Source organism: Yokenella regensburgei ATCC 49455, assembly GCF_000735455.1.
GTDB lineage: Bacteria > Pseudomonadota > Gammaproteobacteria > Enterobacterales > Enterobacteriaceae > Yokenella > Yokenella regensburgei.
The window spans coordinates 1-25,288 of the sequence record NZ_JMPS01000084.1 but is presented as its reverse complement, the minus strand read 5'-3'; the positions used below and the strand labels follow the sequence as shown (position 1 = coordinate 25,288).

Below are 25,288 nucleotides of genomic sequence, written 5' to 3'. Positions count from 1 at the left end.
GTTATAGCAAGATGACTTTCACCATTTGCTACCCGGTTACTCACAGTTTTTTCACTTCTTTGGCAGGATTGTTCTAATAACAAACAATCTGCTGTCAGAAGCGCTCGTTGTAACCAGTTAGTAATATATATAAGCACAGAAAAATGAGTGGCGCGAATGCGCCTTGCTATTTAGAATCGCCGACCATGAAAACTGAGACGCCATCTGTAAGACATGTCACGATTGCCGCTGATGAAGCCGGGCAACGTATCGATAACTTTTTGCGCACCCAGCTGAAAGGCGTGCCGAAAAGTATGATTTACCGCATCCTGCGTAAAGGGGAAGTGCGGGTTAACAAAAAACGCATTAAACCAGAATACAAACTGGAAGCCGGCGATGAAATCCGTATTCCGCCGGTACGCGTAGCGGAACGTGACGAAGAGGCGGTGTCACCGCATCTGCAGAAAGTCGCGGCGCTGAGCGACGTTATCCTTTATGAGGATGACCACATTCTGGTGCTGAATAAACCATCCGGTACTGCGGTTCACGGCGGTAGCGGTCTGAGCTTCGGGGTGATTGAAGGCCTGCGGGCGCTGCGCCCGGAAGCGCGCTTCCTTGAGCTGGTGCATCGTCTCGATCGCGACACCTCCGGCGTGCTGCTCGTGGCGAAAAAACGCTCGGCCCTGCGTTCGCTGCACGAGCAGCTGCGCGAGAAGGGAATGCAGAAAGATTACCTGGCGCTGGTGCGCGGTCAGTGGTCTTCGCATACCAAAGTGGTGCAGGCACCGCTTCTGAAAAACATTTTGCAAAGCGGTGAGCGTATTGTTCGCGTGAGCCAGGAAGGGAAACCGTCGGAGACGCGCTTCAAGGTGGAAGAGCGCTTTGCGTTTGCGACGCTGGTACGTTGTAGCCCGGTTACCGGACGTACGCACCAGATCCGTGTGCACACGCTGCATGCCGGGCATCCCATTGCCTTTGACGATCGCTATGGCGATCGTGAGTTCGATAAGCAGCTGGCGTCGACCGGGTTAAATCGTCTGTTCCTGCATGCTGCTGCGCTGAAGTTCACGCATCCGGGTACCGGCGAAACGCTGCGTATTGAAGCACCGATGGATGACGGACTGAGACATTGCCTGCAGGTGCTGCGTAGCCAGAAGTAAAAGGTGAGGGCGGTTGATGCCCTCATCCGTCCCTCTCTCACAAGGAGAGGGAAAATCACATCACCCCAGTGGATCCACCTTTTCACGCCGTAGCATCTGACACAGCGCAATCAACGGCAGGCCAACCAGGGTGTTCGGGTCCCGGCCTTCAAGACGCTCAAAGAGCGTAATCCCCAGCCCTTCACTTTTAAAACTGCCTGCGCAGTTGAGCGGGCTTTCTATGCGGATGTAATTGCGGATCTCTTTCTCATTCAGATGGCGAAAATGGACATCGAAGGGTTCGCATTCAGTCTGCAAATGACCGGTGGCTGAGTTATACAATGCAAGCCCGGTATAAAAAGAGACCACGGAACCGCTGGCTTTCTTTAACTGCAGGCGTGCATGCTCTTCGGTATGCGGTTTACCGGTGATTTCGCCGTCGAGAACGCACACCTGATCCGAGCCAATAATCAAATGCTCGGGGAAGCGCGATGCCAGCGCCTGGGCTTTTGCCTGCGCCAGGCGCTGTACCAGGTGGCGCGGAGATTCATCCGCCAGCGGCGTTTCATCTACCTCTGGCGCGGCGCATTCGAAGTCGATACCGAGCTTTTCCAGCAGCAGTCGACGATAGGGTGAGGTTGAAGCAAGAATAATCTTTGGCATATTTTTTCTTTAAGCTCTGGCGCAACGGATGACAGCATTTTAAACTACAGGCCGCAATGTGTGCGAATAAATGGCAAAAGGCGTCTTCGGGTGCCTTTTTCTTTGACTATACGACGTTACAAAGTTAATATGCGCGCCCTATGCAAAAGGTAAAATTACCCCTGACTCTTGATCCGGTCCGTACGGCTCAAAAACGCCTCGATTACCAGGGCATTTATGCTGCTGATCAGGTGGAGCGTATCGCCGAGTCTGTAGTCAGTGTGGACACTGATGTGGAATGTTCGATGTCGTTCGCCATCGACAACCAGCGCCTCGCGGTTTTAACCGGTGATGCAAAGGTGTCGGTCACGCTCGAGTGTCAACGCTGCGGGAAACCGTTCCCATTTCATGTTCACACAACATATTGTTTCAGTCCGGTCCGTTCCGACGAACAGGCTGAAGCACTCCCGGAAGCGTATGAACCGATTGAGGTTAACGAATTCGGTGAAATCGACCTGCAGGCACTGGTCGAGGATGAAGTCATTCTCGCCTTACCTGTAGTTCCGGTGCATGATTCTGAACACTGTGAAGTGTCCGAGGCGGACATGGTCTTTGGTGAATTGCCTGAAGAAGCGCAAAAGCCAAACCCATTTGCCGTATTAGCCAGCTTAAAGCGTAAGTAATATCGAGGAGTAAGGTCCATGGCCGTACAACAAAACAAACCAACCCGTTCCAAACGTGGCATGCGTCGTTCCCATGACGCTCTGACCGCAGTTACCAGCCTGTCTGTAGACAAGACTTCTGGTGAAACTCACCTGCGTCACCACATGACCGCTGACGGTTTCTACCGTGGTCGCAAGGTTATCACTAAGTAATCACGCTCACGCGTGATGAGGCTTAGTGAGGATTTCCCCGTGCAAGCGGGGATATACCAAACCGGGCAGTGACGATACCTTGACACGTCTGACCATAGCGTTAGATGTCATGGGAGGCGATTTTGGCCCTTCCGTGACGGTGCCTGCAGCTTTGCAGGCACTGGGTTTTAATTCGCAACTCTCACTTCTTCTTGTCGGCGATCCCGACACAATCACGCCATTACTCGCCAAAGCTGACTTCGAACAACGTTCACGTCTGCAGATTATCCCTGCACAGTCAGTTATTGCCAGTGATGCTCGTCCGGCGCAGGCGATTCGCCAGAGTCGGGGCAGCTCAATGCGTGTGGCGCTTGAGCTGGTGAAAGAAGGGCGCGCTCAGGCGTGCGTCAGCGCCGGAAATACCGGTGCGCTGATGGGGCTCGCGAAATTACTACTTAAACCGATTGAAGGCATTGAGCGCCCGGCGCTGGTGACGGTTCTTCCGCATCAGCAGAAGGGGAAAACGGTGGTGCTCGATCTCGGCGCCAACGTTGATTGCGACAGTACCATGCTGGTGCAGTTTGCCGTGATGGGATCCGTGCTGGCGAAAGAAGTGGTCGGCATTGATAACCCCCGCGTGGCGCTACTGAATATCGGTGAAGAAGAGAGCAAGGGCCACGAAAATATTCGTGATGCTTCAGCAATGCTTAAAACCGTGCCATCTATCAACTATATTGGATATCTTGAAGCCAACGAGTTGTTAACGGGAAAAACTGACGTACTGGTTTGCGATGGTTTCACGGGCAACGTCACCTTGAAGACCATGGAAGGCGTTGTTCGCATGTTCCTTTCGCTGCTGAAATCGCAGGGAGATGGCAAAAAAAGGTCGTGGTGGCTGATTTTGTTGAAGCGTTGGTTACAAAAGAGCCTGGCAAGGCGATTCAGTCACCTCAACCCCGACCAGTATAATGGCGCCTGTCTGTTAGGATTGCGCGGCACGGTGATTAAGAGTCATGGTGCTGCAAACCAGCGCGCATTTAGCGTCGCCATAGAACAGGCAGTGCAGGCGGTACAGCGGGAGGTTCCTCAGCGGATCTCGGCTTGCCTGGAATCTGTATTACCAAAAAAAGACTGAGCGTACATGCATACGAAGATTATAGGTACCGGCAGTTTCCTGCCAGCACAGGTGCGTACCAACGCCGATTTAGAAAAGATGGTAGATACTTCTGACGAGTGGATTGTCTCACGCACAGGTATCCGTGAACGTCGTATCGCGGGTCCTGAAGAAACCGTGGCAACCATGGGTTTCGAAGCGGCGAAGCGCGCGCTGGAAATGGCGGGCATTGATAAAGAAGAGATCGGTCTTATCGTCGTCGCCACTACGTCTTCCACGCACTCCTTCCCGAGCGCCGCCTGCCAGATCCAGAGCATGCTCGAGATTAAAGGCTGCCCGGCATTTGACGTTGCAGCTGCCTGCGCCGGGTTTACCTATGCGCTGAGCGTTGCCGATCTGTATGTGAAATCCGGCGCGGTGAAAAAAGCGCTGGTTATCGGTTCCGACGTGCTGGCACGCACCTGCAACCCGGAAGACCGTGGCACCATCATTATTTTTGGCGACGGCGCGGGCGCTGTCGTTCTCAGTGCATCTGAAGAGCCGGGTATTATCTCTACCCACCTCCATGCCGACGGTCGTTATGGTGAGCTGTTGACGCTGCCAAACGCTGACCGCGTGCAGCCGGAGAACCCCATTTTCCTGACCATGGCGGGTAACGAAGTCTTTAAAGTGGCGGTCACCGAGCTTGCGCACATCGTTGATGAGACGCTGGCGGCGAACAATATGGACCGTTCTGAACTGGACTGGCTGGTACCGCATCAGGCTAACCTGCGCATTATCAGCGCAACCGCGAAAAAGCTGGGGATGTCGATGGACAACGTCGTGGTGACGCTTGACCGTCATGGCAACACCTCGGCGGCGTCCGTGCCGTGTGCGCTGGACGAAGCGGTACGCGATGGCCGTATCAAACGTGGCCAGCTGATTCTGCTTGAGGCCTTCGGTGGCGGATTTACCTGGGGCTCTGCGCTGGTTCGTTTCTAGTATAAGGACTAATAACATGACGCAATTTGCTTTTGTCTTTCCTGGACAAGGTTCTCAAAGCGTTGGGATGTTGTCTGAAATGGCAGCTAACTTCCCGGTGATCGAAGAGACTTTTGCTGAAGCTTCTGCTGCTTTAGGTTACGATCTGTGGGCGCTGTCTCAGCAGGGCCCGGCGGAAGAACTGAACAAAACCTGGCAGACTCAGCCTGCGCTGCTGACGGCATCCGTCGCGCTGTACCGTGTATGGGTACAGCAGGGCGGTAAAGCACCGGCGATGATGGCTGGCCATAGCCTGGGCGAATATTCTGCTCTGGTATGTGCAGGCGTTATTGATTTTGCTGATGCCGTGCGCCTCGTTGAGCTGCGCGGTAAGTTCATGCAGGAAGCGGTTCCGGAAGGCACCGGCGGCATGTCCGCCATCATCGGTCTTGATGATGCTTCTATTGCGAAAGCCTGTGAAGAAGCGGCTGAAGGGCAGGTGGTTTCACCGGTCAACTTCAACTCGCCGGGCCAGGTGGTTATCGCGGGTCATAAAGAAGCCGTTGAACGTGCAGGCGCTGCCTGTAAAGCCGCGGGCGCTAAGCGTGCGCTGCCGCTGCCGGTCAGCGTACCGTCTCACTGTGCGCTGATGAAACCTGCCGCAGAGAAACTGGCCGTTGAGTTGCAGAAACTGACCTTTAACGCGCCGCAAATCGCGGTAGTCAACAACGTTGACGTGAAGTGTGAAACGTCTGCTGACGCCATTCGTGACGCCCTGGTCCGCCAGCTGTATAGCCCGGTCCAGTGGACGAAGAGCGTGGAATTCATGGCGGCGCAGGGTGTTGAACACCTGTACGAAGTTGGACCAGGTAAAGTTCTCACCGGTCTGACAAAACGTATTGTTGACACCCTGACGGCGTCGGCTATTAATGAGCCGGCGGCGATGACCGCGGCGCTTGAGAGTTAAAAGAGGATATCATGAGTTTTGAAGGAAAAATCGCGCTGGTTACCGGTGCAAGTCGCGGTATCGGCCGTGCAATCGCTGAAACTCTCGTCGCTCGTGGCGCGAAAGTCATCGGTACTGCCACCAGTGAAAGCGGCGCGAAAGCCATCAGCGAATACCTGGGTGCTAACGGTAAAGGTCTGATGCTGAATGTGACCGATCCTGCATCTATCGAATCTGTGCTGGAAAATATTCGTGCAGAGTTTGGCGAAGTCGACATTCTGGTCAATAATGCCGGGATTACTCGTGATAACCTGTTAATGCGAATGAAAGATGACGAGTGGAACGACATTCTCGAAACCAACCTGTCATCTGTTTTCCGTCTGTCAAAAGCGGTAATGCGCGCTATGATGAAAAAGCGTCACGGTCGTATTATCACTATTGGTTCCGTGGTTGGTACCATGGGAAATGCTGGTCAGGCCAACTATGCTGCGGCAAAAGCGGGCCTTATCGGTTTCAGTAAGTCGCTGGCGCGTGAAGTTGCGTCCCGCGGTATTACGGTGAACGTTGTTGCTCCGGGCTTTATTGAAACGGACATGACGCGTGCGCTCTCTGACGAGCAGCGTGCGGGTATTCTGGCGCAAGTTCCTGCGGGTCGCCTCGGCGACGCAAAAGAAATCGCCAGCGCGGTTGCATTCTTAGCTTCTGACGAAGCGGGTTACATCTCTGGTGAGACTCTGCACGTCAACGGCGGGATGTACATGGTTTGATCGCGATTTGCACAAAACGCTCAGGAACCGCGCATCTCGTGCGGTTCTCAGGACGAAATCGTGCAAAATAATTTGCGTTATTAGGGCAAACACCCGCAAAATAGCGTAAAATCGTGGTAAGACCTGCCGGGATTTAGTTGCAAATTTTTCAACATTTTATACACTACGAAAACCATCGCGAAAGCGAGTTTTGATAGGAAATTTAAGAGTATGAGCACTATCGAAGAACGCGTTAAGAAAATTATCGGCGAGCAGCTGGGCGTTAAGCAGGAAGAAGTTACCAACAATGCTTCCTTCGTTGAAGACCTGGGCGCTGATTCTCTTGACACCGTTGAGCTGGTAATGGCTCTGGAAGAAGAGTTTGATACTGAGATTCCGGACGAAGAAGCTGAGAAAATCACCACCGTTCAGGCTGCCATTGATTACATCAACGGCCACCAGGCGTAAGTGAACATCTCCAGGCGGTCATTCGACCGCCTGAGTTTTATCTTTTTTAGTCCCACGAATCTCATTATCAATCCCTCCCTGGAGGACAAACGTGTCTAAGCGTCGTGTAGTTGTGACCGGACTTGGCATGTTGTCTCCTGTCGGCAATACCGTAGAGTCCACCTGGAAAGCTCTCCTTGCCGGTCAGAGCGGCATCAGCCTAATCGACCATTTCGATACTAGCGCCTATGCAACGAAATTTGCTGGCTTAGTAAAGGATTTTAACTGTGAAGAGTTCATTTCGCGCAAAGAACAGCGCAAGATGGATGCCTTCATTCAATATGGAATTGTCGCTGGCATTCAGGCCATGCAGGATTCTGGACTTGAAATTACGGAAGAGAACGCAACCCGTATTGGCGCTGCTATCGGCTCCGGGATTGGCGGCCTTGGCCTGATCGAGGAAAACCATACATCTCTGATGAATGGCGGCCCGCGTAAGATCAGCCCGTTCTTCGTTCCGTCCACGATTGTTAACATGGTGGCAGGTCACCTGACCATCATGTTCGGCCTCCGTGGCCCAAGCATTTCGATCGCGACTGCCTGTACTTCTGGCGTGCATAACATCGGCCATGCCGCGCGTATCATCGCGTACGGCGATGCGGATGCTATGGTCGCGGGCGGTGCGGAAAAAGCCAGTACCCCACTGGGTGTCGGCGGTTTCGGTGCAGCGCGTGCGCTCTCTACCCGTAACGACAACCCGCAGGCCGCAAGCCGCCCGTGGGATAAAGACCGTGATGGTTTCGTGCTGGGTGACGGTGCGGGCATGATCGTACTGGAAGAGTACGAGCACGCGAAAAAACGCGGTGCCAAAATTTATGCTGAAGTTGTCGGCTTTGGTATGAGCAGCGATGCTTACCATATGACGTCACCGCCGGAAGACGGTGCGGGTGCAGCGCTGGCGATGGCTAACGCCATTCGCGATGCTGGTATTGCCGTAAGCCAGATTGGCTACGTCAACGCCCACGGTACTTCTACCAATGCAGGCGATAAAGCCGAAGCGCAGGCCGTGAAGTCTATCTTTGGTGAATACGCGAGCCGTGTGATGGTCAGCTCCACCAAATCCATGACCGGCCACCTGCTGGGTGCTGCGGGTGCAGTAGAGTCTATCTACTCTATCCTTGCGCTGCGTGACCAGGCCGTTCCGCCAACCATCAACCTGGATAACCCGGATGAAGGTTGTGACCTGGACTTCGTTCCGCACGAAGCGCGTCAGGTGAGCGGTATGGAGTACACCCTGTGTAACTCCTTCGGCTTTGGCGGCACCAACGGCTCTCTGATCTTCAAAAAGATCTGAGTCGACGTCCGAAATGCAAAAAGGCCTGCTCTGCAGGCCTTTTTCTTTAGGCGTATTCCTCTTGTCAGGCGTTCTGCCTGCTGCCAGACTAAAAGACCAGAGATAAGGAGCCCCTATGTTCTTGATTAATGGTACGGAACAGGACTCTCTTGCGGCAAACGATCGCGCCGTTCAGTTCGGCGACGGCTGTTTTACCACCGCGAAGATCCACAACGGCAGCGTCGAATTCCTCGAAATGCATTTGCAGCGACTGGAGAACACCTGCCGTGCGCTCATGATCCCCTTCACCGATAACGCAATTCTGCGTCAGGAGATGCGCGAACTGGCGTTACACCAGCGTGATGGCGTGCTCAAAGTCATTATTACCCGCGGCAGCGGTGGGCGGGGCTACAGCCCATCCTCATGTCTGTTACCTTCCCGTATTCTGTCTACCTCTCCGGCACCTGCGCACTATTCCCGCTGGCAGGAGGAGGGGATTACGCTTGCGTTAAGCCCGGTGCAGGTTGGCCGCAATCCGCTACTGGCAGGTCTTAAGCATCTCAATCGTCTTGAGCAGGTGCTGATCCGCGCGCATCTTGAACAGACGGACGCCGACGAAGCGCTGGTTCTTGACAGCGACGGGTGGGTTACGGAATGCTGTGCCGCTAATGTGTTCTGGCGAGCGGGCGATACGGTATTTACGCCGCGTCTCGATCAGGCGGGCGTTAACGGTATCATGCGTCAGCATTGTCTGGCGCAGCTGGCACAAAGTCGTTACCGCGTTGTCGAAGTTCATGCACGTATTGAGGCGGTCAGGCAGGCAGATGAGGTCTGTATCTGCAATGCATTGATGCCCATTGTTCCGGTGAATACGTTTGGTGACGTTCGCTATCTGTCGCATGAACTGTTTGAATTTTTGGCCCCACGTTGTGAGTCATCCGTTTAGTCATGAAAAAAATGTTACGTTTCGTCCTGTTAGTGCTGCTGGTCCTGGCGATTGCCGCAGGCGTGGGGATGTGGAAGGTTCGCCAACTGGCGGACAGTCCGATACTGATTAAAGAAGAGACGATTTTTACCCTTAAAGCGGGCACCGGGCGCATGGCGCTGGGTGAACAGCTGTATCAGGATAAGGTTATTAACCGTCCGCGCGTGTTCCAGTGGCTGCTGCGTATTGAACCAGATCTGTCGCATTTCAAGGCCGGGACCTACCGTTTTACGCCTGAGATGACCGTGCGCGACATGCTGCAACTGCTGGCCAGCGGTAAAGAAGCTCAGTTCCCGCTGCGCTTTGTCGAGGGTATGCGTCTTAGTGATTATCTGAAGCAGCTGAGAGAAGCGCCTTACATTAAGCACACCCTGAAAGACGACAGCTATGCGACGGTTGCGCAAGCGCTGAAGCTTGAACATCCGGACTGGGTGGAAGGCTGGTTCTGGCCTGATACCTGGATGTATACCGCCAACACCAGCGATGTGGCGATCCTCAAACGCGCGCACCAGAAGATGGTCAAAGCGGTAGACCAGGCCTGGGAAGGGCGGATGGATAACCTGCCATATCAGGACCAAAACCAGCTGGTCGCGATGGCGTCGATCATTGAAAAAGAGACCGCCGTTGCCAGCGAACGTGACCGGGTTGCGTCGGTGTTTATTAACCGCCTGCGCATCGGCATGCGTCTGCAGACCGATCCCACCGTGATTTACGGCATGGGGACAAGCTATAATGGCAAGCTGTCGCGCAAGGATCTGGAAACGCCGACGAAGTACAATACCTATTCGATAACCGGGCTGCCGCCAGGACCTATCGCCACGCCAGGCGAGGCCTCATTGAACGCGGCAGCGCATCCGGCGAAGACGCCGTATCTTTATTTTGTGGCTGACGGTAAAGGCGGCCACACGTTTAACACCAATCTCGCCAGCCATAACCGGTCAGTGCAGGATTACCTGAAAGTACTTAAGGAAAAAAATGGGCAGTAACTACATCGTCATCGAGGGACTGGAAGGGGCAGGTAAAACTACGGCACGTGATACGGTCGTGGCGACGCTTGAGCAGCTGGGCATTCGCGATCTGGTATTCACCCGTGAGCCGGGCGGCACCATTCTGGCCGAGAAATTGCGCAGCCTGGTGCTCGACATCCGCTCGGTGGGCGATGAAGTGATTAGCGATAAGGCCGAAGTCCTGATGTTTTACGCCGCGCGCGTACAGCTGGTCGAAACCGTCATCAAACCGGCGCTGGCCAACGGCCAGTGGGTTATTGGCGATCGCCATGACCTCTCGACTCAGGCCTATCAGGGCGGCGGACGGGGTATCGACCAGCATATGCTTGCCACCCTGCGCGACGCCGTGCTGGGGGATTTTCGCCCAAACCTGACCCTGTATCTCGACGTGACGCCAGAAGTGGGTCTCAAACGTGCCCGGGCGCGTGGCGATCTGGATCGCATTGAACAGGAGTCGCTGGACTTCTTCAACCGTACCCGCGCCCGTTACCTTGAGCTTGCCGCGCAGGACAACAGCATTCGTACCATCGACGCGACCCAGCCGCTGGAAAAAGTAATGCAGGATATTCGCGATACCGTCACCCTTTGGGTGGAGGAGCAGCGCGCATGAAATGGTATCCGTGGTTACGTCCGCACTTTGAGCAGCTGATTACCAGCTATCAGGCCGGTCGTGGACACCATGCGTTACTGGTTCAGGCGCTGCCCGGTATGGGGGAAGATGCGCTTATCTATGCGCTGACTCGCTGGCTGATGTGCCGCCAGCCGGACGGTCATAAAAGCTGCGGCCAGTGCCACAGCTGTCAGCTGATGCAGGCGGGAACGCATCCTGACTATTATCATCTGCTGCCGGAGAAGGGCAAAAGCTCGCTGGGCATTGATGCTGTGCGCAGCGTCACGGAAAAGCTGTATGAACACGCCCGTCTCGGCGGGGCGAAGGTTGTCTGGATAGGCAATGCCGCCTGGCTTACCGATGCGGCGGCCAATGCGCTGCTTAAAACGCTGGAGGAGCCGCCGGAGAACACCTGGTTCTTCCTCGCCTGTGAAGAGCCGGAGCGTTTACTGGCAACATTAAGAAGCCGTTGCCGGTTACATCATCTGGCTCCACCTGCTGAAAACTGGGCGGCGAGCTGGCTTGAACGGGAAGTGACGGTGTCACATGATGCGATCCTCACTGCGCTGCGTCTGAGCGGCAGCGCCCCAGCGGCGGCGCTGGAGTTACTGCAACAGCACTGGAGCGCTCGTCAGCAACTGTGTCAGCAGCTTGATGCGGCGCTTAACAGCCACGACTGGCTGTCGCTGCTACCGGCCCTCAATCATGACGATGCGACCATGCGCCTGCACTGGTTCGCGACGCTGTTACTCGATGCGCTGAAAATCCAACAGCGAATCACCATCGTGACCAACGTGGACGCCTGGACGCTGTGCGAAAGGCTGGCCCGCACGTGGTCTGCCGCCCGGCTTCAGGCCATCGCTCACGACGCCTGCGAGTGCCGCGAGCAGCTTCTTAGCGTAACCGGACTTAACCGGGAACTGATGCTGACCGAGCGCCTGCTGCGCTGGGAGCACTACCTGCAACCGGGAACACCGCTTCCCGTATCTCACTTCTGAGAGAGAGCTCAATGTTTTTAGTCGACTCACACTGCCATCTCGATGGCCTGGATTATCAATCCCTGCATAAAAACGTCGATGACGTGCTGGCAAAAGCCGCCGCCCGCGATGTGAAATTCTGTCTTGCCGTTGCGACTACGCTTCCCGGCTACCGGAGCATGCGCGAGCTGGTTGGCGTTCGCGATAACGTCGTCTTTTCCTGCGGGGTTCATCCGCTGAATCAGGATGAAACCTACGCCGTGGAAGATCTGCGCCGCATGGCGGCAGAAGAGGGCGTCGTTGCCCTGGGCGAAACCGGGCTGGACTATTTTTACACCCCGGAAACTAAAGCGCAGCAGCAGGAGTCCTTCCGTCATCACATCCGCATTGGTCGCGAGCTTAACAAGCCGGTGATCGTGCATACCCGTGACGCCCGTGAAGATACGCTGGCTATCCTGCGGGAAGAAAAGGTGACGGATTGTGGCGGCGTACTACACTGTTTCACAGAGGACAAAGAAACGGCGGGTAAACTGCTGGATCTTGGGTTTTATATCTCTTTTTCCGGCATTGTGACCTTCCGTAATGCGGAACAATTGCGTGATGCCGCGCGCTATGTACCGCTCGACAGGATCCTGGTGGAAACGGACTCCCCGTACCTGGCGCCGGTGCCGCATCGCGGTAAAGAGAACCAGCCTGCAATGACGCGGGATGTTGCTGAGTATATGGCCGTTCTGAAAGGTGTATCGGTTGAACAGCTGGCGCAGCAGACCACCGAAAACTTCGCCCGCCTGTTCCATATCAACCCCTCCCGCCTGCAAGACGCCTGATTTCGCAGCTTATTTTAAAGCTCGTAATTAATACTCAAACCGAGTACAGTTCCCCGCCACATAAGTGGCGGTGAATGGTTTTTTTGAAACAAATTGACACCACTTATGTAAAGAAACGCAAGTTTCTCGCTAGTTGCTGATTGAAACGTGATAGCCGTCAAACAAACGGAAACTGATTTATTTTACTCTGTGTAATAAATAAAGGGCGCTTAGATGTCCTGTCCACGGCGGGGTTCTCCCCCCTCGCCAATGCGTGAAAACGTAAAAAAAGATCTAAATACTCAGGAGCACTCTCAATTATGTTTAAGAATGCATTTGCTAACCTGCAGAAGGTCGGTAAATCGCTGATGCTGCCAGTATCCGTACTGCCTATCGCAGGTATCCTGCTGGGCGTCGGTTCTGCAAACTTCAGCTGGCTGCCAACCGTGGTTTCCCACGTGATGGCAGAAGCGGGCGGTTCTGTTTTTGCTAACATGCCGCTTATCTTCGCTATTGGTGTCGCACTTGGCTTTACCAATAACGACGGCGTTTCTGCGCTGGCAGCCGTGGTTGCCTATGGCATCATGGTGAAAACCATGGCGGTTGTCGCGCCGCTGGTACTGCATTTACCTGCAGAAGAGATCGCTGCAAAGCACCTGGCTGATACCGGTGTTCTCGGCGGTATCATCTCTGGTGCCATCGCAGCCTACATGTTCAACCGCTTCTATCGCATTAAGCTGCCAGAATACCTGGGCTTCTTCGCGGGCAAGCGCTTTGTACCGATCATCTCAGGTCTGGCGGCAATCTTCACGGGTGTGATCCTGTCCTTCATCTGGCCACCGATTGGTACTGCTATCCAGACCTTCTCTCAGTGGGCTGCATACCAGAACCCGGTTGTCGCGTTCGGTATCTACGGCTTCATTGAACGCTGCCTGGTACCGTTTGGTCTGCACCACATCTGGAACGTTCCTTTCCAGATGCAGATTGGTGAATACACCAACGCCGCGGGTCAGGTATTCCACGGCGATATCCCACGTTACATGGCGGGTGACCCGACTGCAGGTAAACTGTCTGGCGGCTTCCTGTTCAAAATGTACGGTCTGCCGGCTGCCGCGATTGCCATCTGGCACTCTGCAAAACCGGAAAACCGCGCGAAAGTGGGCGGGATCATGATCTCCGCAGCGCTGACCTCGTTCCTGACCGGTATCACCGAGCCAATCGAATTCTCCTTCATGTTCGTGGCACCGATCCTGTACATCATCCACGCGATTCTGGCAGGTCTGGCATTCCCAATCTGTATTCTGCTGGGTATGCGTGACGGTACGTCCTTCTCTCACGGCCTGATCGACTTCATCGTGCTGTCCGGTAACAGCAGCAAACTGTGGCTGTTCCCGATCGTCGGTGCGTGCTATGCCGTGGTTTACTACACCATCTTCCGCGTGCTTATCAAAGCGCTGGACCTGAAAACGCCGGGTCGTGAAGATACGACCGAAGACACCAAAGCGGGCGCGACCAGCGAAATGGCGCCGTCCCTGGTGGCAGCGTTCGGTGGTAAAGAAAACATTACTAACCTCGACGCATGTATCACTCGTCTGCGCGTAAGCGTTGCCGATGTGGCGAAAGTGGATCAGGCTGGCCTGAAGAAACTGGGTGCGGCGGGCGTGGTGGTTGCAGGTTCTGGCGTTCAGGCAATTTTCGGGACTAAATCCGATAACCTGAAAACCGAAATGGATGAGTACATCCGCAACCACTAAGCAAGATAGTGTGGGGAGACTAAGGCAGCCGAATGGCTGCCTTTTTTACATTTGCGGTCGGCACGGATAAGAAATGCGGTAAGTGGGTTGAAACGCAGGGGGGTAGTCGCTCATACTCTTACGTTGAATTCTGTGCACAACTTACCGTACGGTAAAAAGAAATTAGAAAAGGAATGGGTCATGGCAGAAGAAACGATTTTCAGCAAAATCATCCGTCGCGAAATCCCCTCGGATATTGTTTATCAGGACGAACTGGTTACCGCATTTCGCGATATCTCTCCCCAGGCACCGACCCACATTCTGATAATCCCTAACATCCTGATCCCGACCGTCAACGACGTGACCGCCGAGCACGAGCTGGCGTTGGGCCGCATGCTCACCGTGGCGGCAAAAATCGCAGAGCAGGAAGGCATTGCGCAGGATGGCTACCGTCTGATCGTCAACTGTAATCGCCATGGCGGTCAGGAGGTCTATCATATCCATATGCACCTGCTGGGCGGTCGTCCTTTAGGTCCGATGCTGGCACACAAGGAACACTAAGATGCGAGCAGGGCGTTTTACCCTTTTACTGGCGGCGCTGGTGCTGGCGGGCTGTGGTTCACACCCGGAAATTCCGTTCGGCGAACAGCAAACGCTGGTGATGGAATCGAACGTCCTGGCGGCGGGGATCAGCGCAGAAAAACCGGAACTGACTACCTCAGAAATTCAGGCGACGGCGTCATCCGTTCTGTTCAACGAACGTCGCGTCCCGGTCACGCTTTATTATCGTTTTTACTGGTATGACGCCAGAGGACTGGAAATGCATCCGCTGGAAGCCCCGCGTAGCGTAACCGTACCGGCAAACAGTTCGGTCACGCTGTACGGTACGGCAAACAGCCTGGGTGCCCATAAGGTCCGACTTTATCTTTATCTTAAGGGGTAAACCGCAATGCTTAAATTGAGTCGTTATGCGTTACTCGCGGCTCTGGCAGTCTTCCTGTCAGGGTGTGTGGGGCAACGAGAACAACCGGCTCCGGTCGAAGAGGCAAAACCGGGTACCGAGCAACCGGCGCAGCCGCAGCCGGTGCCGACGGTTCCTACGGTACCGACCGTTCCGCAACAGCCAGGTCCGATTGAAACGCCGGATCAAACCAGCCAGCCCGCGCCGCGCGTTCGTCATTATGACTGGAACGGCGCCGTGCAGCCGATGGTGGGCAAGATGCTGCAGTCTGAAGGGGTTACCGCCGGAAGCATTCTGCTGGTCGACAGCGTGAACAATCGTACTAACGGCTCTCTGAACGCGGGCGAGGCCACCACGGCGCTGCGCAATGCGCTGGCAGGCAACGGTAAGTTCACCCTGGTTTCTTCACAGCAGCTTGCCGTTGCGAAACAACAGCTGGGTCTTTCTCCGCAGGACAGCCTGGGTTCCCGCAGCAAAGCGATGGGTATTGCCCGCAACGTGGGTGCACAGTTTGTGCTGTACTCCAGCGCTACCGGTAACGTCAATTCACCGCTGCTGCAAATGCAACTGATGCTGGTCCAGACTGGCGAGATTATCTGGTCGGGCAAAGGTGCGGTTCAACAACAGTAAGCTGACGCGTGACGAAGTACTGTCACGCTATTTCCCCGACTATCAGCCTGCCGCAGAGCTCACCGTAACCGGGCTCAGCGGCAGCAGCTGCATCATTGAAAACGGCGCACAACGTCTGGTGCTGCGCCAGCATCACGATCCCCACGACGCTGAATCGCACTTTCTCAGGCAGTATCACGCCCTCAATCAGCTTCCTGTCGACCTGGCCCCGCCGCCGCGTTTTTACACGCCGGGCTGGATGGCGGTGGACTACATCGACGGCGAAATGAAAACCGAGCTGCCGGAAGAGCGTAAACTGGCAGCATTGCTGTATTATCTGCATCAGCAGCCGCGGTTTGGCTGGCGGATAGCGCTAACGCCCTTGCTGCAACGGTACTGGCAGCACAGTTCACCGTCACGGCGCACGCCGTTCTGGCTCTCCCGGCTACAGAGGCTTTCCCGTCATGGCGAGCCGGTGCCGTTGCGCCTTGCGCCGCTGCACATGGATATTCATGCCGGAAATCTGGTGCACACCCAAAACGGGCTGCGTTTGATTGACTGGGAGTACGCCGGGGACGGCGACGTGGCGCTTGAGCTCGCAGCCGTCTGGCTGGAAGACGAAGCCCAACGCCAAAGTCTGGTGAACGAATACGCCCGGCAGGCAAAAATGGACGTTGACGGTTTGTGGCTGCAGGTACGGCGCTGGCGCCCCTGGGTGCTGATGCTGATGGCCGGCTGGTTCGAATGCCGCTGGCAGCAAACCGGCGAACAACAATTTATCACGCTGGCCAATGAAACCTGGTGCCAGCTTAAGAAAAATGGATAAGAGAGGTCAGTGTGGGTCCAGTAATGTTGGATGTGAAAGGCTATGAACTGGATGCGGAAGAGCGCGAGATCCTGGCGCATCCGCTGGTAGGCGGCCTGATTCTGTTTGCCCGCAACTATCATGACCCCGAGCAGCTGCGTGAGCTGGTTCGCCAGATCCGTGCTGCCTCACACCACCGGCTGGTGGTGGCGGTTGATCAGGAAGGCGGACGCGTACAGCGTTTCCGCGAAGGGTTTACCCGTTTACCGGCGGCCCAGTCGTTTGCCGCACTGCTTGGAATGGAAGAGGGTGGCAAGCTCGCTCACGAGGCGGGCTGGCTGATGGCAAGCGAGATGATTGCCATGGATATTGATATCAGCTTTGCGCCGGTGCTTGACGTCGGCCATATCAGCGCCGCAATCGGTGAGCGCTCATACCATGCAGACCCGACTAAGGCGCTGGCAATGGCACGTCAGGTGATTGACGGTATGCACCAGGCGGGGATGAAAACCACCGGGAAACATTTCCCTGGGCACGGTGCGGTAACGGCGGATTCGCACAAAGAGACCCCTCGCGACCCGCGGCCTGAGGCAGAAATTCGCGCCAAAGATCTGTCGGTCTTCCGCACCCTGGTCGACGAGCATCGTCTTGATGCCATCATGCCGGCGCACGTTATTTACAGCGACGTTGACCCACGTCCGGCCAGCGGTTCAGCCCACTGGCTGAAAACGGTGCTGCGTGGAGAGCTGGGCTTTAACGGTGTGATTTTCTCTGACGACTTGTCGATGGAAGGGGCGGCGATTATGGGCAGCTACGCCGAGCGTGGCCAGGCATCGCTGGACGCAGGTTGCGATATGATTCTGGTCTGTAATAATCGTAAAGGTGCCGTGAGTGTGCTGGATAATCTGTCGCCGATCAAAACTGAGCGTGTTACGAAATTGTATCATAGCGGTTCATTGACGCGTCAGACGCTCATGGAGTCAGCGCGCTGGAAGACGGTCAACGCTCAGCTGGAGCAGCTGCACGAACGCTGGCAGGAGCAAAAAGCGGATCGTTAATTCTCCCGCATCGGGATCGGAAGTGTTGTGAGGACGTGATGATTATTTATTTACACGGTTTTGATTCAAACAGCCCGGGCAATCATGAGAAAGTGCTGCAACTGCAGTTTATCGACCCGGATGTGCGCCTGATAAGCTACAGCACGCGCCATCCCAAGCATGATATGCAACACCTTCTGAAAGAAGTCGACAAAATGCTCCAGCTTAACGTGGACGATCGCCCGTTGATCTGCGGCGTTGGTTTAGGCGGCTATTGGGCAGAACGCATCGGTTTTCTCTGTGACATTCGCCAGGTGATGTTTAACCCAAACCTGTACCCGAATGAAAATATGGAAGGCAAAATCGATCGTCCGGAAGAGTATGCGGATATTGCCACCAAGTGTGTGAACAACTTTCGCGAGAAAAATCGTGACCGCTGCCTGGTGATCCTCTCCCGTCAGGATGAAGCGCTCAACAGCCAACGTTCGGCAGAACTGCTGCATCACTACTACGAGATAATCTGGGACGAAGAGCAGACCCATAAATTCAAGAATATCTCGCCGCACCTGCAACGCATTAAAGCCTTCAAAACCCTGGGCTGACAGGCCCTCCGCCCGGTAGACGTCATCTGCCGGGCCCTCGTTTTCTCCCTCAAAACGCTATACTTGCTCAACTTTGCAGCGGTAAAACTTGATTCACATCAATTTTGGTATGACCAATGCACCTGGCGTGTTATTCTCCGTGCTGCTGAATGGTTTCGCGTAGGTAACTTGTTGTTAATTAAAGGCTATTTTAATAACTTTTAATTAACAATTGGTTAATATTTTGAGGGGGTCACGTGACTACGCCATTGAAAAAAATAGTGATTGTCGGCGGCGGTGCTGGTGGACTGGAGCTTGCTACCCAACTGGGAAGAAAGCTCGGCCGTGGCAAAAAGGCGAAGATTACGCTGGTAGATCGCAACCACAGTCATCTGTGGAAACCATTGCTGCATGAAGTGGCAACCGGTTCACTGGACGAAGGTGTAGACGCGTTAAGCTATCTGGCGCATGCGCGCAACCATCACTTCCAGTTCCAGCTGGGTTCCGTGATGGACATCAACCGCGAAAGCAAAACGATCACCCTGGCAGAGATCCGCGACAGTAAAGGTGAGCTGCTGGTACCGGAGCGTAAGCTGCCGTACGACACGCTGGTGATGGCGCTGGGCAGTACCTCAAACGATTTCAACACCCCGGGCGTGAAAGAGAACTGCATCTTCCTCGATAACCCGCATCAGGCGCGCCGTTTCCACCAGGAAATGCTGAATCTGTTCCTGAAACACTCCAGTAATTTGGGAGCCAACGGCAAAGTGAATATTGCCATCGTTGGCGGTGGGGCGACCGGCGTCGAGCTGTCTGCTGAACTGCATAACGCGGTAAAACAGCTGCACAGCTACGGCTACAAAGGGCTGACCAACGAAGCGCTGAACGTCACGCTGGTGGAAGCCGGGGAACGTATTTTACCTGCACTGCCGCCGCGTATTTCCGGCGCAGCGCATAACGAACTCACCAAAATGGGTGTTCGCGTACTGACTCAGACCATGGTGACCAGCGCCGACGAAGGCGGTCTGCACACCAAAGACGGCGAATACATCAAAGCGGATCTGATGGTCTGGGCGGCAGGGATCAAAGCGCCAGACTTCATGAAAGAGATAGGCGGTCTTGAGACCAACCGTATCAACCAGCTGGTGGTGGAGCCAACGCTGCAGACCACACGCGATGCGGATATCTACGCCATCGGCGACTGCGCCTCCTGCGCGCGTCCGGAAGGCGGTTTTGTGCCTCCGCGTGCTCAGGCAGCCCACCAGATGGCGACCTGCGCGCTGAACAATATTCTGGCGCAGATGAAGGGCAAAGCGCTGAAGCCGTATGCATATAAAGACCACGGCTCTCTGGTATCGCTCTCTAACTACTCCACCGTTGGTAGCCTGATGGGTAACCTGATGCGCGGCTCGATGATGGTGGAAGGGCGTATCGCGCGTATGGTGTACATCTCTTTGTACCGTATGCACCAGATTGCGCTGCATGGTTACTTCAAAACCGGCCTGATGATGCTGGTTGGCAGTATCAACCGTGTGATCCGTCCGCGTCTGAAACTGCACTAAGTTTGACCTCTCAGGGCGGATCCGGGATTTCCCGGGTCCGCTTCTTCGCAGCATATCCGTCGGATTAATGGCGTTATCGCTTAAGAGTCTTCCGAATCAGCGCGATTTGCCGGACGATCCCGCACTTTTCATCCCCTGTCTGATTTGCCTGTCCCCACTTCTGCCTGCAAAATTGTTTATAACAGCAACAGAAGGAGGAACTCCCGTGAATAAATCAATGTTAGCGGGTATAGGGATTGGCGTAGCAGCCGCGTTGGGCGTGGCCGCCGTTGCCAGTCTGAACGTTTTTGAACGTGGTCCGCAGTACGCACAGGTAGTTTCATCAAAACCGATTAAAGAAACCGTGAAAACGCCACGCCAGGAGTGCCGCAACGTAGCGGTGACCCATCGTCGCCCGGTGCAGGATGAGAATCGTATCGCTGGCTCCGTGCTGGGTGCCGTGGCGGGTGGGGTGATTGGTCACCAGTTCGGCGGTGGTCGTGGTCGTGATGTTGCAACCGTAGTCGGTGCACTGGGTGGCGGATATGCCGGTAACCAGGTGCAGGGCGCGATGCAGGACAACGACACCTATACCACGACGCAGCAGCGATGCAAGACGGTCTATGACAAGTCAGAAAAAATGCTGGGTTACGATGTGACCTACAAGATTGGCGACCAGCAGGGGAAAATCCGTATGGATAAAGATCCTGGCACGCAAATTCCGCTCGATGGGAATGGTCAGCTGGTTCTGAATAACAAAGTCTAAAAAAGTAGTTTTCTCATATTTAGCCCCTCAATCGCTCAGGCTGAGGGGCTTTTTTTATGCTCAGAGCTTCAGCATTTCCGGCCACAGGCGCAGGGTGGTGTTGGTGATTTGCATCAACACCTCAAGGCTTGCACCTTCACGCGCGCTGATAGACATCCCCTGCAGAATACAGCTCAGGAACTGCGCCAGGGCATTGATATCCTTTTCAGCCGGGATCTCTCCACGCTGCTGACGCTGGGTCAGGAACTGCTGCAGCGTCTGCTCCTGCATCGCATGGCGCGATTTCAGCGTTCTGGCAATCTCATTTGAGGAAGCTGCCAGTGACGCGGAGGTGTTAATCATAAAACAGCCCGCTGGCGTCTCTTTGCTGCTAAAGCAGGTGGCGACGGCGGTGAAGTAATCTTTCAACGCCAGTTCAACCGATTTTTCTTCGCAAAACAGCTGCGCTTCATGCTTCGCGGCAAAGCGCGAAATGTAGCGGTCGAGTACTGCGCGGAATAACCCTTCTTTATTTACAAATTCGGCGTACAGCGTCGGGGCTTTCGCTCCGGTCGCTTCAACCAGATCGGCAAGCGATGTGGCTTCATAGCCGTGCTGCCAGAAGAGTGTCATGGCCTTGTCGAGCGCCGCTTCCCTGTCGAACACTTTCGGACGGCCACGGCTTTTTTTTGTGCAACTTTGAACGTCAGTTGTCATGGTGCCGTTGTACCTCGTGGGTGGTGTGGTGAGAGATCATTATAAAAATATTTCTTAACAGTCACCAGCGCTGTTTTGCATAAAAAAATAAAAACATATCCTCATGAAAATTATAGATAATTTATTTATTATAACGATCGTTATAAAATAATGTTGACGTGTGATGTAGATCACATTATGATTTGTCTATCGATCGTTAAGTTAATCATAACGACCCAATAAATTCATCTGCACAGGTCATAAAATCATGAAAAACGTTAAAACTCTTATCGCTGCTGCTGTTCTGAGTTCACTGTCATTCGCAAGCTTCGCTGCGGTGGAAGTTCAGTCTACTCCGGCTGACCAACATAAAGTGGGGACTATTTCCGCCACTGCCGGGACTAACCTGGGTTCTCTGGAAGATCAGCTGGCACAGCAGGCTGACGCGATGGGCGCAAAATCGTTCCGTATTACCTCTGTAACCGGTCCTAACAACCTGCACGGGACTGCGGTTATCTACAAATAAGTTTTACCCGTTGTTTATGCTATAGCACTGCCACTGCTATAAAACGGAAAAAGCCCCGCTTCACTGAAGCGGGGCTTTTTTCATGGCTTAAGATCAGGATTACATTTGCTGCGCAGTGGCCACCGCATGACGCGTGACGTTAACCGGCATGCCGGAGCGTGCTTCCATCACTTTGCTCATGACCTCGGCGTTGGTCTGCGGGCTGTCCTTAAATTGCTGCATCCCGACGTTGAGGGTGATAGGCAGCACCTGCGGATCGTCATTAATCTGTTTTGACAGCGGCTGGTGCACTTCAACCAGGCGTTCACCGCCGGGCTCTATCGTGGCCTTAATCGGGGTGTTGATGATGTTGACCTTAGTGCCCGGCTGAATAACGCGGAATAACGTCTCGATATCGCCGTCGCGCAGGCGGATACAGCCGGAGCTTACGCGCATACCGATGCCGAAATCGGCGTTGGTACCGTGCAGCAGATACACGCCACCGAACGCCGCTAGGCGAATGGCATGGTGGCCCATCGGGTTGTCCGGCCCGGCCGGCACAACCACCGGCAGGTCAATGCCCTGGGCTTTATAACGGGCACGGATGTTGGCGGTTGGCGTCCAGGTTGGGTTGGCGCGTTTGTCAGAGACCGTTGTCACCATCGTTGGTGTCAAAGTGTCGCCACCCAGCTGGCCGATACCAATCGGGTAAACGGTGACCTCATTTTTCCCCGGCGGGTAGTAGTACAGACGCAGCTCCGCGAGGTTAATAACGATACCCTGACGCGGCTCGTCGGGAAGGATCGTTTGCAGCGGAATGGTCAGCACGCTCCCGGCACGGGGGACGTAAGGGTCAACGCCCGGGTTCGCCTGCAGCAGGGCAAGGAATCCGACGTTGTATTTCTTGGCGATGGACTCCAGTGAGCCGCCGTTATTCTCGACGACATGAATGCGGTTTTCACCGACCAGACGACTGCCGGAAGGGGGGAGAGGCCAGGTGTTCGCCTGCGCAGGAAGTGCGAGCGCCACGGTTGCGGCGAGCGCAAATCCGCTGAACCAGCGCGAATAACGCGAAATATTGATCATCACTGAATATCCATGCGGTGATTAAAGTTAAAGCACCATTATGGCGTCAGCACGTGTCTTTATGTTTCGAGGGATTGCAAAGAGTTTGTAAAGTATTGCGCGAAACGCTACCCGGCGGCGGATGGCCGCCGGGCAGGGGTCAGGCGATGGCGTTTTCTTCTAACTGCCGCATGAACTGGCGCACCCAGTCCATGCGGGTTTTGCGTTCAGCAAGTTCCTGAATAAATTTAAGACGCGTCGGACCATCGAGGCGGAAATGCTGCGGTTGTTTCTGCAGCAGGCCAATCAGCCACGCCGGGTTGACGTGGTTCTTCTCGTTGAACTCAATCACGCCACCTTTTTCGTTACCTTCGAGCTTACGGATCCCAAGCTTCTGCGCCTGTTGGCGCAAGCGGGCGATGTCGAGCAGATTGCGCGCAGCATCCGGCAGCAGGCCGAAGCGATCGATAAGCTCCACTTTTATCTCTTCCAGCTCGTTCTCACTTTTGGCGCTGGCGATGCGCTTATAGAACGACAGACGGGTGTTCACGTCCGGAATGAAGTCGTCCGGCAGCAGCGACGGCATGCGCAGCTCCACTTCAGTTTGCTGGCTGGTGAGATCTTCGAGCGACGGCTCGCGTCCCGCCTTCAGTGCGTCAACGGCGTTTTCGAGCAGTTCCATATACAGCGAGAAGCCGATGGTCTCCATGGAACCACTTTGATCTTCGCCGAGCAGTTCCCCGGCTCCGCGAATTTCAAGGTCATGGGTCGCGAGAGCAAAACCGGCGCCTAAATCTTCCAGTGAGGCAATGGCCTCAAGACGTTTTTGCGCATCGGTGGTCATCGCTTTCGGATGCGGGGTCAGCAGCCAGGCGTAGGCCTGGTGGTGCGAACGGCCCACGCGTCCGCGCAGCTGGTGGAGCTGCGCCAAACCGAAGTGGTCGGCACGCTCGATGATAATGGTGTTGGCGGTCGGGATGTCGATCCCGGTTTCAATGATGGTGGTACACACCAGCACGTTGAAACGCTGGTGGTGGAAATCGTTCATCACCCGCTCCAGCTCGCGTTCGCGCATCTGGCCGTGACCGATGGCAATTCGCGCCTCTGGCACCAGTTCGGCCAGCCGGTCCGCCGCTTTCTGGATGTTTTCCACATCGTTGAACAGGTAATAGACCTGACCACCGCGCAGCACTTCACGCAGAATGGCCTCGCGTACTACCAGATTGTCGTACTCGCGAACAAAGGTTTTTACCGCCAGACGACGCGCCGGTGGCGTAGCAATGATGGAAAGGTCACGCATACCGCTCATCGCCATGTTGAGGGTGCGCGGAATTGGCGTGGCGGTGAGAGTCAGGATATCCACGTCAGAGCGCATCGCTTTAATGCGCTCTTTATGGCGCACGCCGAAGCGGTGTTCTTCGTCGACAATCAGCAGGCCGAGATCTTTCCACTTCACGTCGCTTTGCAGGAGTTTGTGGGTACCAATCAGAATATCGATTTTGCCAACGGACGCCTGCTCCAGAATCTGGGTTTGCTCTTTTGCACTGCGAAAACGCGACAGCATTTCGATGCGCACCGGCCAGTTGGCGAAGCGGTCACGGAAGTTGTCAAAGTGCTGCTGTGCCAGCAGGGTCGTGGGCACCAGTACTGCCACCTGTTTGTTGTTTTCCACGGCGAGGAAGGCGGCGCGCATCGCCACTTCGGTTTTACCGAAGCCCACATCGCCACAGACCAGTCTGTCCATCGCCAGCGGCTGACACATGTCGCTCAGCACGGCGTTAATGGCCTGGGCCTGATCCGGGGTGGTTTCAAACGGGAAGCTGTCGCAGAAAAGCTGGTACTGTTCGCGATCGTGCTTAAAGCCAAAACCGGTTTTGGCGGCGCGTTGGGCATAGATGTCGAGCAGCTCGGCGGCAACGTCACGCACTTTCTCGGCGGCTTTCTGCCGCGCCCGCGACCAGGCGTCGCTGCCAAGTTTGTGCAGCGGCGCGTTGTCTTCCGCGCCACCGGCGTAGCGGCTTATCAGGTGCAGCGACGACACCGGCACGTACAGTTTGGCATCGCCGGCGTAGGTCAGCATCAGATACTCACCCTTGATACCGCCCGCTTCTAACGTGGTCAGTCCGGCATAGCGCCCGACGCCGTGCTCCAGATGCACCACCGGCTGTCCTGTGTGCAGCTCGGCCAGGTTACGGATCAGGGTATCCGGGTTGATGGTACGGCGGCTGTCCTGACGACGACGCGCCACGCGTTCGCCCAGCAGGTCGCTTTCGCAGATAAGTGCCCGCTGGCGTTGGGTATCGATGTAGCCATGCTCGGCGGAGCCCAGCAGCAGGTAGCGTCCGTTGCCGGTGGCCTCTTCGAGCCGCAGAATGCGTTTCGGGGCGAGCTTAATGCGCGCCAACAGCTCACCGAGCGCCTCACGACGACCTTCGCTCTCTACCGAGAAAATCACCGGGCCGCTG

The 25,288-nt window shown here is 55.2% G+C and carries 28 protein-coding genes; 24 read left to right on the top strand and 4 right to left on the bottom strand.

Annotated elements, in window-relative coordinates:
• The first annotated feature begins 185 nt into the window (after positions 1–185).
• Positions 186–1,139 carry a 23S rRNA pseudouridine(955/2504/2580) synthase RluC gene (gene rluC, locus GYRE_RS21305; protein WP_167829708.1) on the top strand — a complete coding sequence of 318 codons (954 nt, stop codon included), beginning with the start codon at positions 186–188 and terminating at the stop codon, positions 1,137–1,139.
• Positions 1,140–1,199: 60 nt separating this feature from the next.
• On the opposite strand, the gene GYRE_RS21300 is transcribed toward rluC, so the two are convergent.
• Positions 1,200–1,781, bottom strand: a complete 582-nt coding sequence (locus GYRE_RS21300; protein WP_038258248.1) for a Maf family protein — start codon at positions 1,779–1,781, stop codon at positions 1,200–1,202.
• A 140-nt stretch (positions 1,782–1,921) separates the two neighbouring features.
• Here GYRE_RS21300 and yceD point away from each other — a divergent pair, with 140 nt between their 5' ends.
• From yceD to GYRE_RS21190, 22 genes are all read left to right on the top strand, one after another.
• The gene (gene yceD / locus GYRE_RS21295; RefSeq protein ID WP_006819480.1) at positions 1,922–2,443 is read left to right on the top strand and encodes a 23S rRNA accumulation protein YceD; all 522 of its coding nucleotides are present in this window, start codon (positions 1,922–1,924) and stop codon (positions 2,441–2,443) included.
• Between the two features lie 18 nt (positions 2,444–2,461).
• Positions 2,462–2,635 (top strand): 50S ribosomal protein L32, encoded by a 174-nt coding sequence (gene rpmF, locus GYRE_RS21290; RefSeq protein WP_006819481.1) that lies wholly within the window; start codon positions 2,462–2,464, stop codon positions 2,633–2,635.
• Positions 2,636–2,714: 79 nt separating this feature from the next.
• Complete coding sequence (gene plsX / locus GYRE_RS21285; RefSeq protein WP_202632185.1) at positions 2,715–3,749, top strand: phosphate acyltransferase PlsX; 1,035 nt, start codon at positions 2,715–2,717, stop codon at positions 3,747–3,749.
• A gap of 6 nt (positions 3,750–3,755) precedes the next feature.
• Positions 3,756–4,709, top strand: coding sequence for a beta-ketoacyl-ACP synthase III (locus tag GYRE_RS21280; RefSeq protein ID WP_006819483.1), 954 nt, complete (start codon positions 3,756–3,758; stop codon positions 4,707–4,709).
• A 16-nt stretch (positions 4,710–4,725) separates the two neighbouring features.
• Positions 4,726–5,655: an ACP S-malonyltransferase gene (gene fabD / locus GYRE_RS21275; RefSeq protein WP_006819484.1), complete on the top strand. Its 930-nt coding sequence runs from the start codon at positions 4,726–4,728 to the stop codon at positions 5,653–5,655.
• An 11-nt stretch (positions 5,656–5,666) separates the two neighbouring features.
• Positions 5,667–6,401 (top strand): 3-oxoacyl-ACP reductase FabG, encoded by a 735-nt coding sequence (fabG, locus tag GYRE_RS21270; protein WP_006819485.1) that lies wholly within the window; start codon positions 5,667–5,669, stop codon positions 6,399–6,401.
• Positions 6,402–6,611: 210 nt separating this feature from the next.
• On the top strand, positions 6,612–6,848 hold the full coding sequence (gene acpP, locus GYRE_RS21265; RefSeq protein WP_000103754.1) for an acyl carrier protein: 237 nt from the start codon (positions 6,612–6,614) through the stop codon (positions 6,846–6,848).
• 91 nt (positions 6,849–6,939) lie between these two features.
• On the top strand, positions 6,940–8,181 hold the full coding sequence (gene fabF / locus GYRE_RS21260) for a beta-ketoacyl-ACP synthase II (protein WP_038258233.1): 1,242 nt from the start codon (positions 6,940–6,942) through the stop codon (positions 8,179–8,181).
• A 115-nt stretch (positions 8,182–8,296) separates the two neighbouring features.
• The gene (gene pabC, locus GYRE_RS21255; protein WP_038258231.1) at positions 8,297–9,106 is read left to right on the top strand and encodes an aminodeoxychorismate lyase; all 810 of its coding nucleotides are present in this window, start codon (positions 8,297–8,299) and stop codon (positions 9,104–9,106) included.
• Between the two features lie 2 nt (positions 9,107–9,108).
• Complete coding sequence (gene yceG / locus GYRE_RS21250) at positions 9,109–10,131, top strand: cell division protein YceG (protein ID WP_038258228.1); 1,023 nt, start codon at positions 9,109–9,111, stop codon at positions 10,129–10,131.
• Positions 10,121–10,762 (top strand): dTMP kinase, encoded by a 642-nt coding sequence (gene tmk / locus GYRE_RS21245; RefSeq protein ID WP_006819489.1) that lies wholly within the window; start codon positions 10,121–10,123, stop codon positions 10,760–10,762. Before yceG ends, tmk begins: the two co-directional genes overlap by 11 nt.
• Entirely contained in the window at positions 10,759–11,760 is a 1,002-nt protein-coding gene (holB, locus tag GYRE_RS21240) for a DNA polymerase III subunit delta' (protein WP_038258225.1), read from the top strand. Before tmk ends, holB begins: the two co-directional genes overlap by 4 nt.
• Before the next feature lie 11 nt (positions 11,761–11,771).
• On the top strand, positions 11,772–12,566 hold the full coding sequence (locus tag GYRE_RS21235; RefSeq protein ID WP_038258222.1) for a metal-dependent hydrolase: 795 nt from the start codon (positions 11,772–11,774) through the stop codon (positions 12,564–12,566).
• A 299-nt stretch (positions 12,567–12,865) separates the two neighbouring features.
• Positions 12,866–14,299, top strand: a complete 1,434-nt coding sequence (gene ptsG / locus GYRE_RS21230) for a PTS glucose transporter subunit IIBC (RefSeq protein ID WP_038258219.1) — start codon at positions 12,866–12,868, stop codon at positions 14,297–14,299.
• A gap of 180 nt (positions 14,300–14,479) precedes the next feature.
• On the top strand, positions 14,480–14,839 hold the full coding sequence (gene hinT / locus GYRE_RS21225) for a purine nucleoside phosphoramidase (RefSeq protein WP_038258216.1): 360 nt from the start codon (positions 14,480–14,482) through the stop codon (positions 14,837–14,839).
• Position 14,840: 1 nt separating this feature from the next.
• Positions 14,841–15,221 carry a YcfL family putative periplasmic lipoprotein gene (locus GYRE_RS21220; RefSeq protein ID WP_038258213.1) on the top strand — a complete coding sequence of 127 codons (381 nt, stop codon included), beginning with the start codon at positions 14,841–14,843 and terminating at the stop codon, positions 15,219–15,221.
• A 15-nt stretch (positions 15,222–15,236) separates the two neighbouring features.
• A complete protein-coding gene (gene lpoB / locus GYRE_RS21215; protein WP_161615882.1) occupies positions 15,237–15,869 on the top strand; it encodes a penicillin-binding protein activator LpoB in 633 nt (210 codons plus the stop codon).
• Positions 15,850–16,674, top strand: coding sequence for a thiamine kinase (thiK, locus tag GYRE_RS21210; protein WP_038258210.1), 825 nt, complete (start codon positions 15,850–15,852; stop codon positions 16,672–16,674). Before lpoB ends, thiK begins: the two co-directional genes overlap by 20 nt.
• An 11-nt stretch (positions 16,675–16,685) precedes the next feature.
• The gene (gene nagZ, locus GYRE_RS21205) at positions 16,686–17,711 is read left to right on the top strand and encodes a beta-N-acetylhexosaminidase (RefSeq protein WP_038258207.1); all 1,026 of its coding nucleotides are present in this window, start codon (positions 16,686–16,688) and stop codon (positions 17,709–17,711) included.
• Positions 17,712–17,749: 38 nt separating this feature from the next.
• Positions 17,750–18,292 (top strand): alpha/beta hydrolase YcfP, encoded by a 543-nt coding sequence (gene ycfP / locus GYRE_RS21200; protein ID WP_006819499.1) that lies wholly within the window; start codon positions 17,750–17,752, stop codon positions 18,290–18,292.
• A 236-nt stretch (positions 18,293–18,528) separates the two neighbouring features.
• Entirely contained in the window at positions 18,529–19,833 is a 1,305-nt protein-coding gene (locus GYRE_RS21195; protein ID WP_038258203.1) for an NAD(P)/FAD-dependent oxidoreductase, read from the top strand.
• Positions 19,834–20,038: 205 nt separating this feature from the next.
• The gene (locus GYRE_RS21190; RefSeq protein WP_038258201.1) at positions 20,039–20,578 is read left to right on the top strand and encodes a glycine zipper 2TM domain-containing protein; all 540 of its coding nucleotides are present in this window, start codon (positions 20,039–20,041) and stop codon (positions 20,576–20,578) included.
• Between the two features lie 60 nt (positions 20,579–20,638).
• Here the strand turns inward: GYRE_RS21190 and GYRE_RS21185 are convergent, their stop codons facing one another.
• Positions 20,639–21,274 (bottom strand): TetR/AcrR family transcriptional regulator, encoded by a 636-nt coding sequence (locus GYRE_RS21185; RefSeq protein ID WP_006819503.1) that lies wholly within the window; start codon positions 21,272–21,274, stop codon positions 20,639–20,641.
• A gap of 247 nt (positions 21,275–21,521) precedes the next feature.
• Here GYRE_RS21185 and bhsA point away from each other — a divergent pair, with 247 nt between their 5' ends.
• Positions 21,522–21,779, top strand: a complete 258-nt coding sequence (gene bhsA, locus GYRE_RS21180) for a multiple stress resistance protein BhsA (protein ID WP_006819505.1) — start codon at positions 21,522–21,524, stop codon at positions 21,777–21,779.
• A gap of 99 nt (positions 21,780–21,878) precedes the next feature.
• Here the strand turns inward: bhsA and ldtC are convergent, their stop codons facing one another.
• Positions 21,879–22,844, bottom strand: a complete 966-nt coding sequence (gene ldtC / locus GYRE_RS21175) for a L,D-transpeptidase LdtC (RefSeq protein WP_038258199.1) — start codon at positions 22,842–22,844, stop codon at positions 21,879–21,881.
• A 139-nt stretch (positions 22,845–22,983) separates the two neighbouring features.
• The coding region (gene mfd, locus GYRE_RS21170) for a transcription-repair coupling factor (protein WP_038258196.1) at positions 22,984–25,288 on the bottom strand (2,305 nt) is incomplete at its 5' end.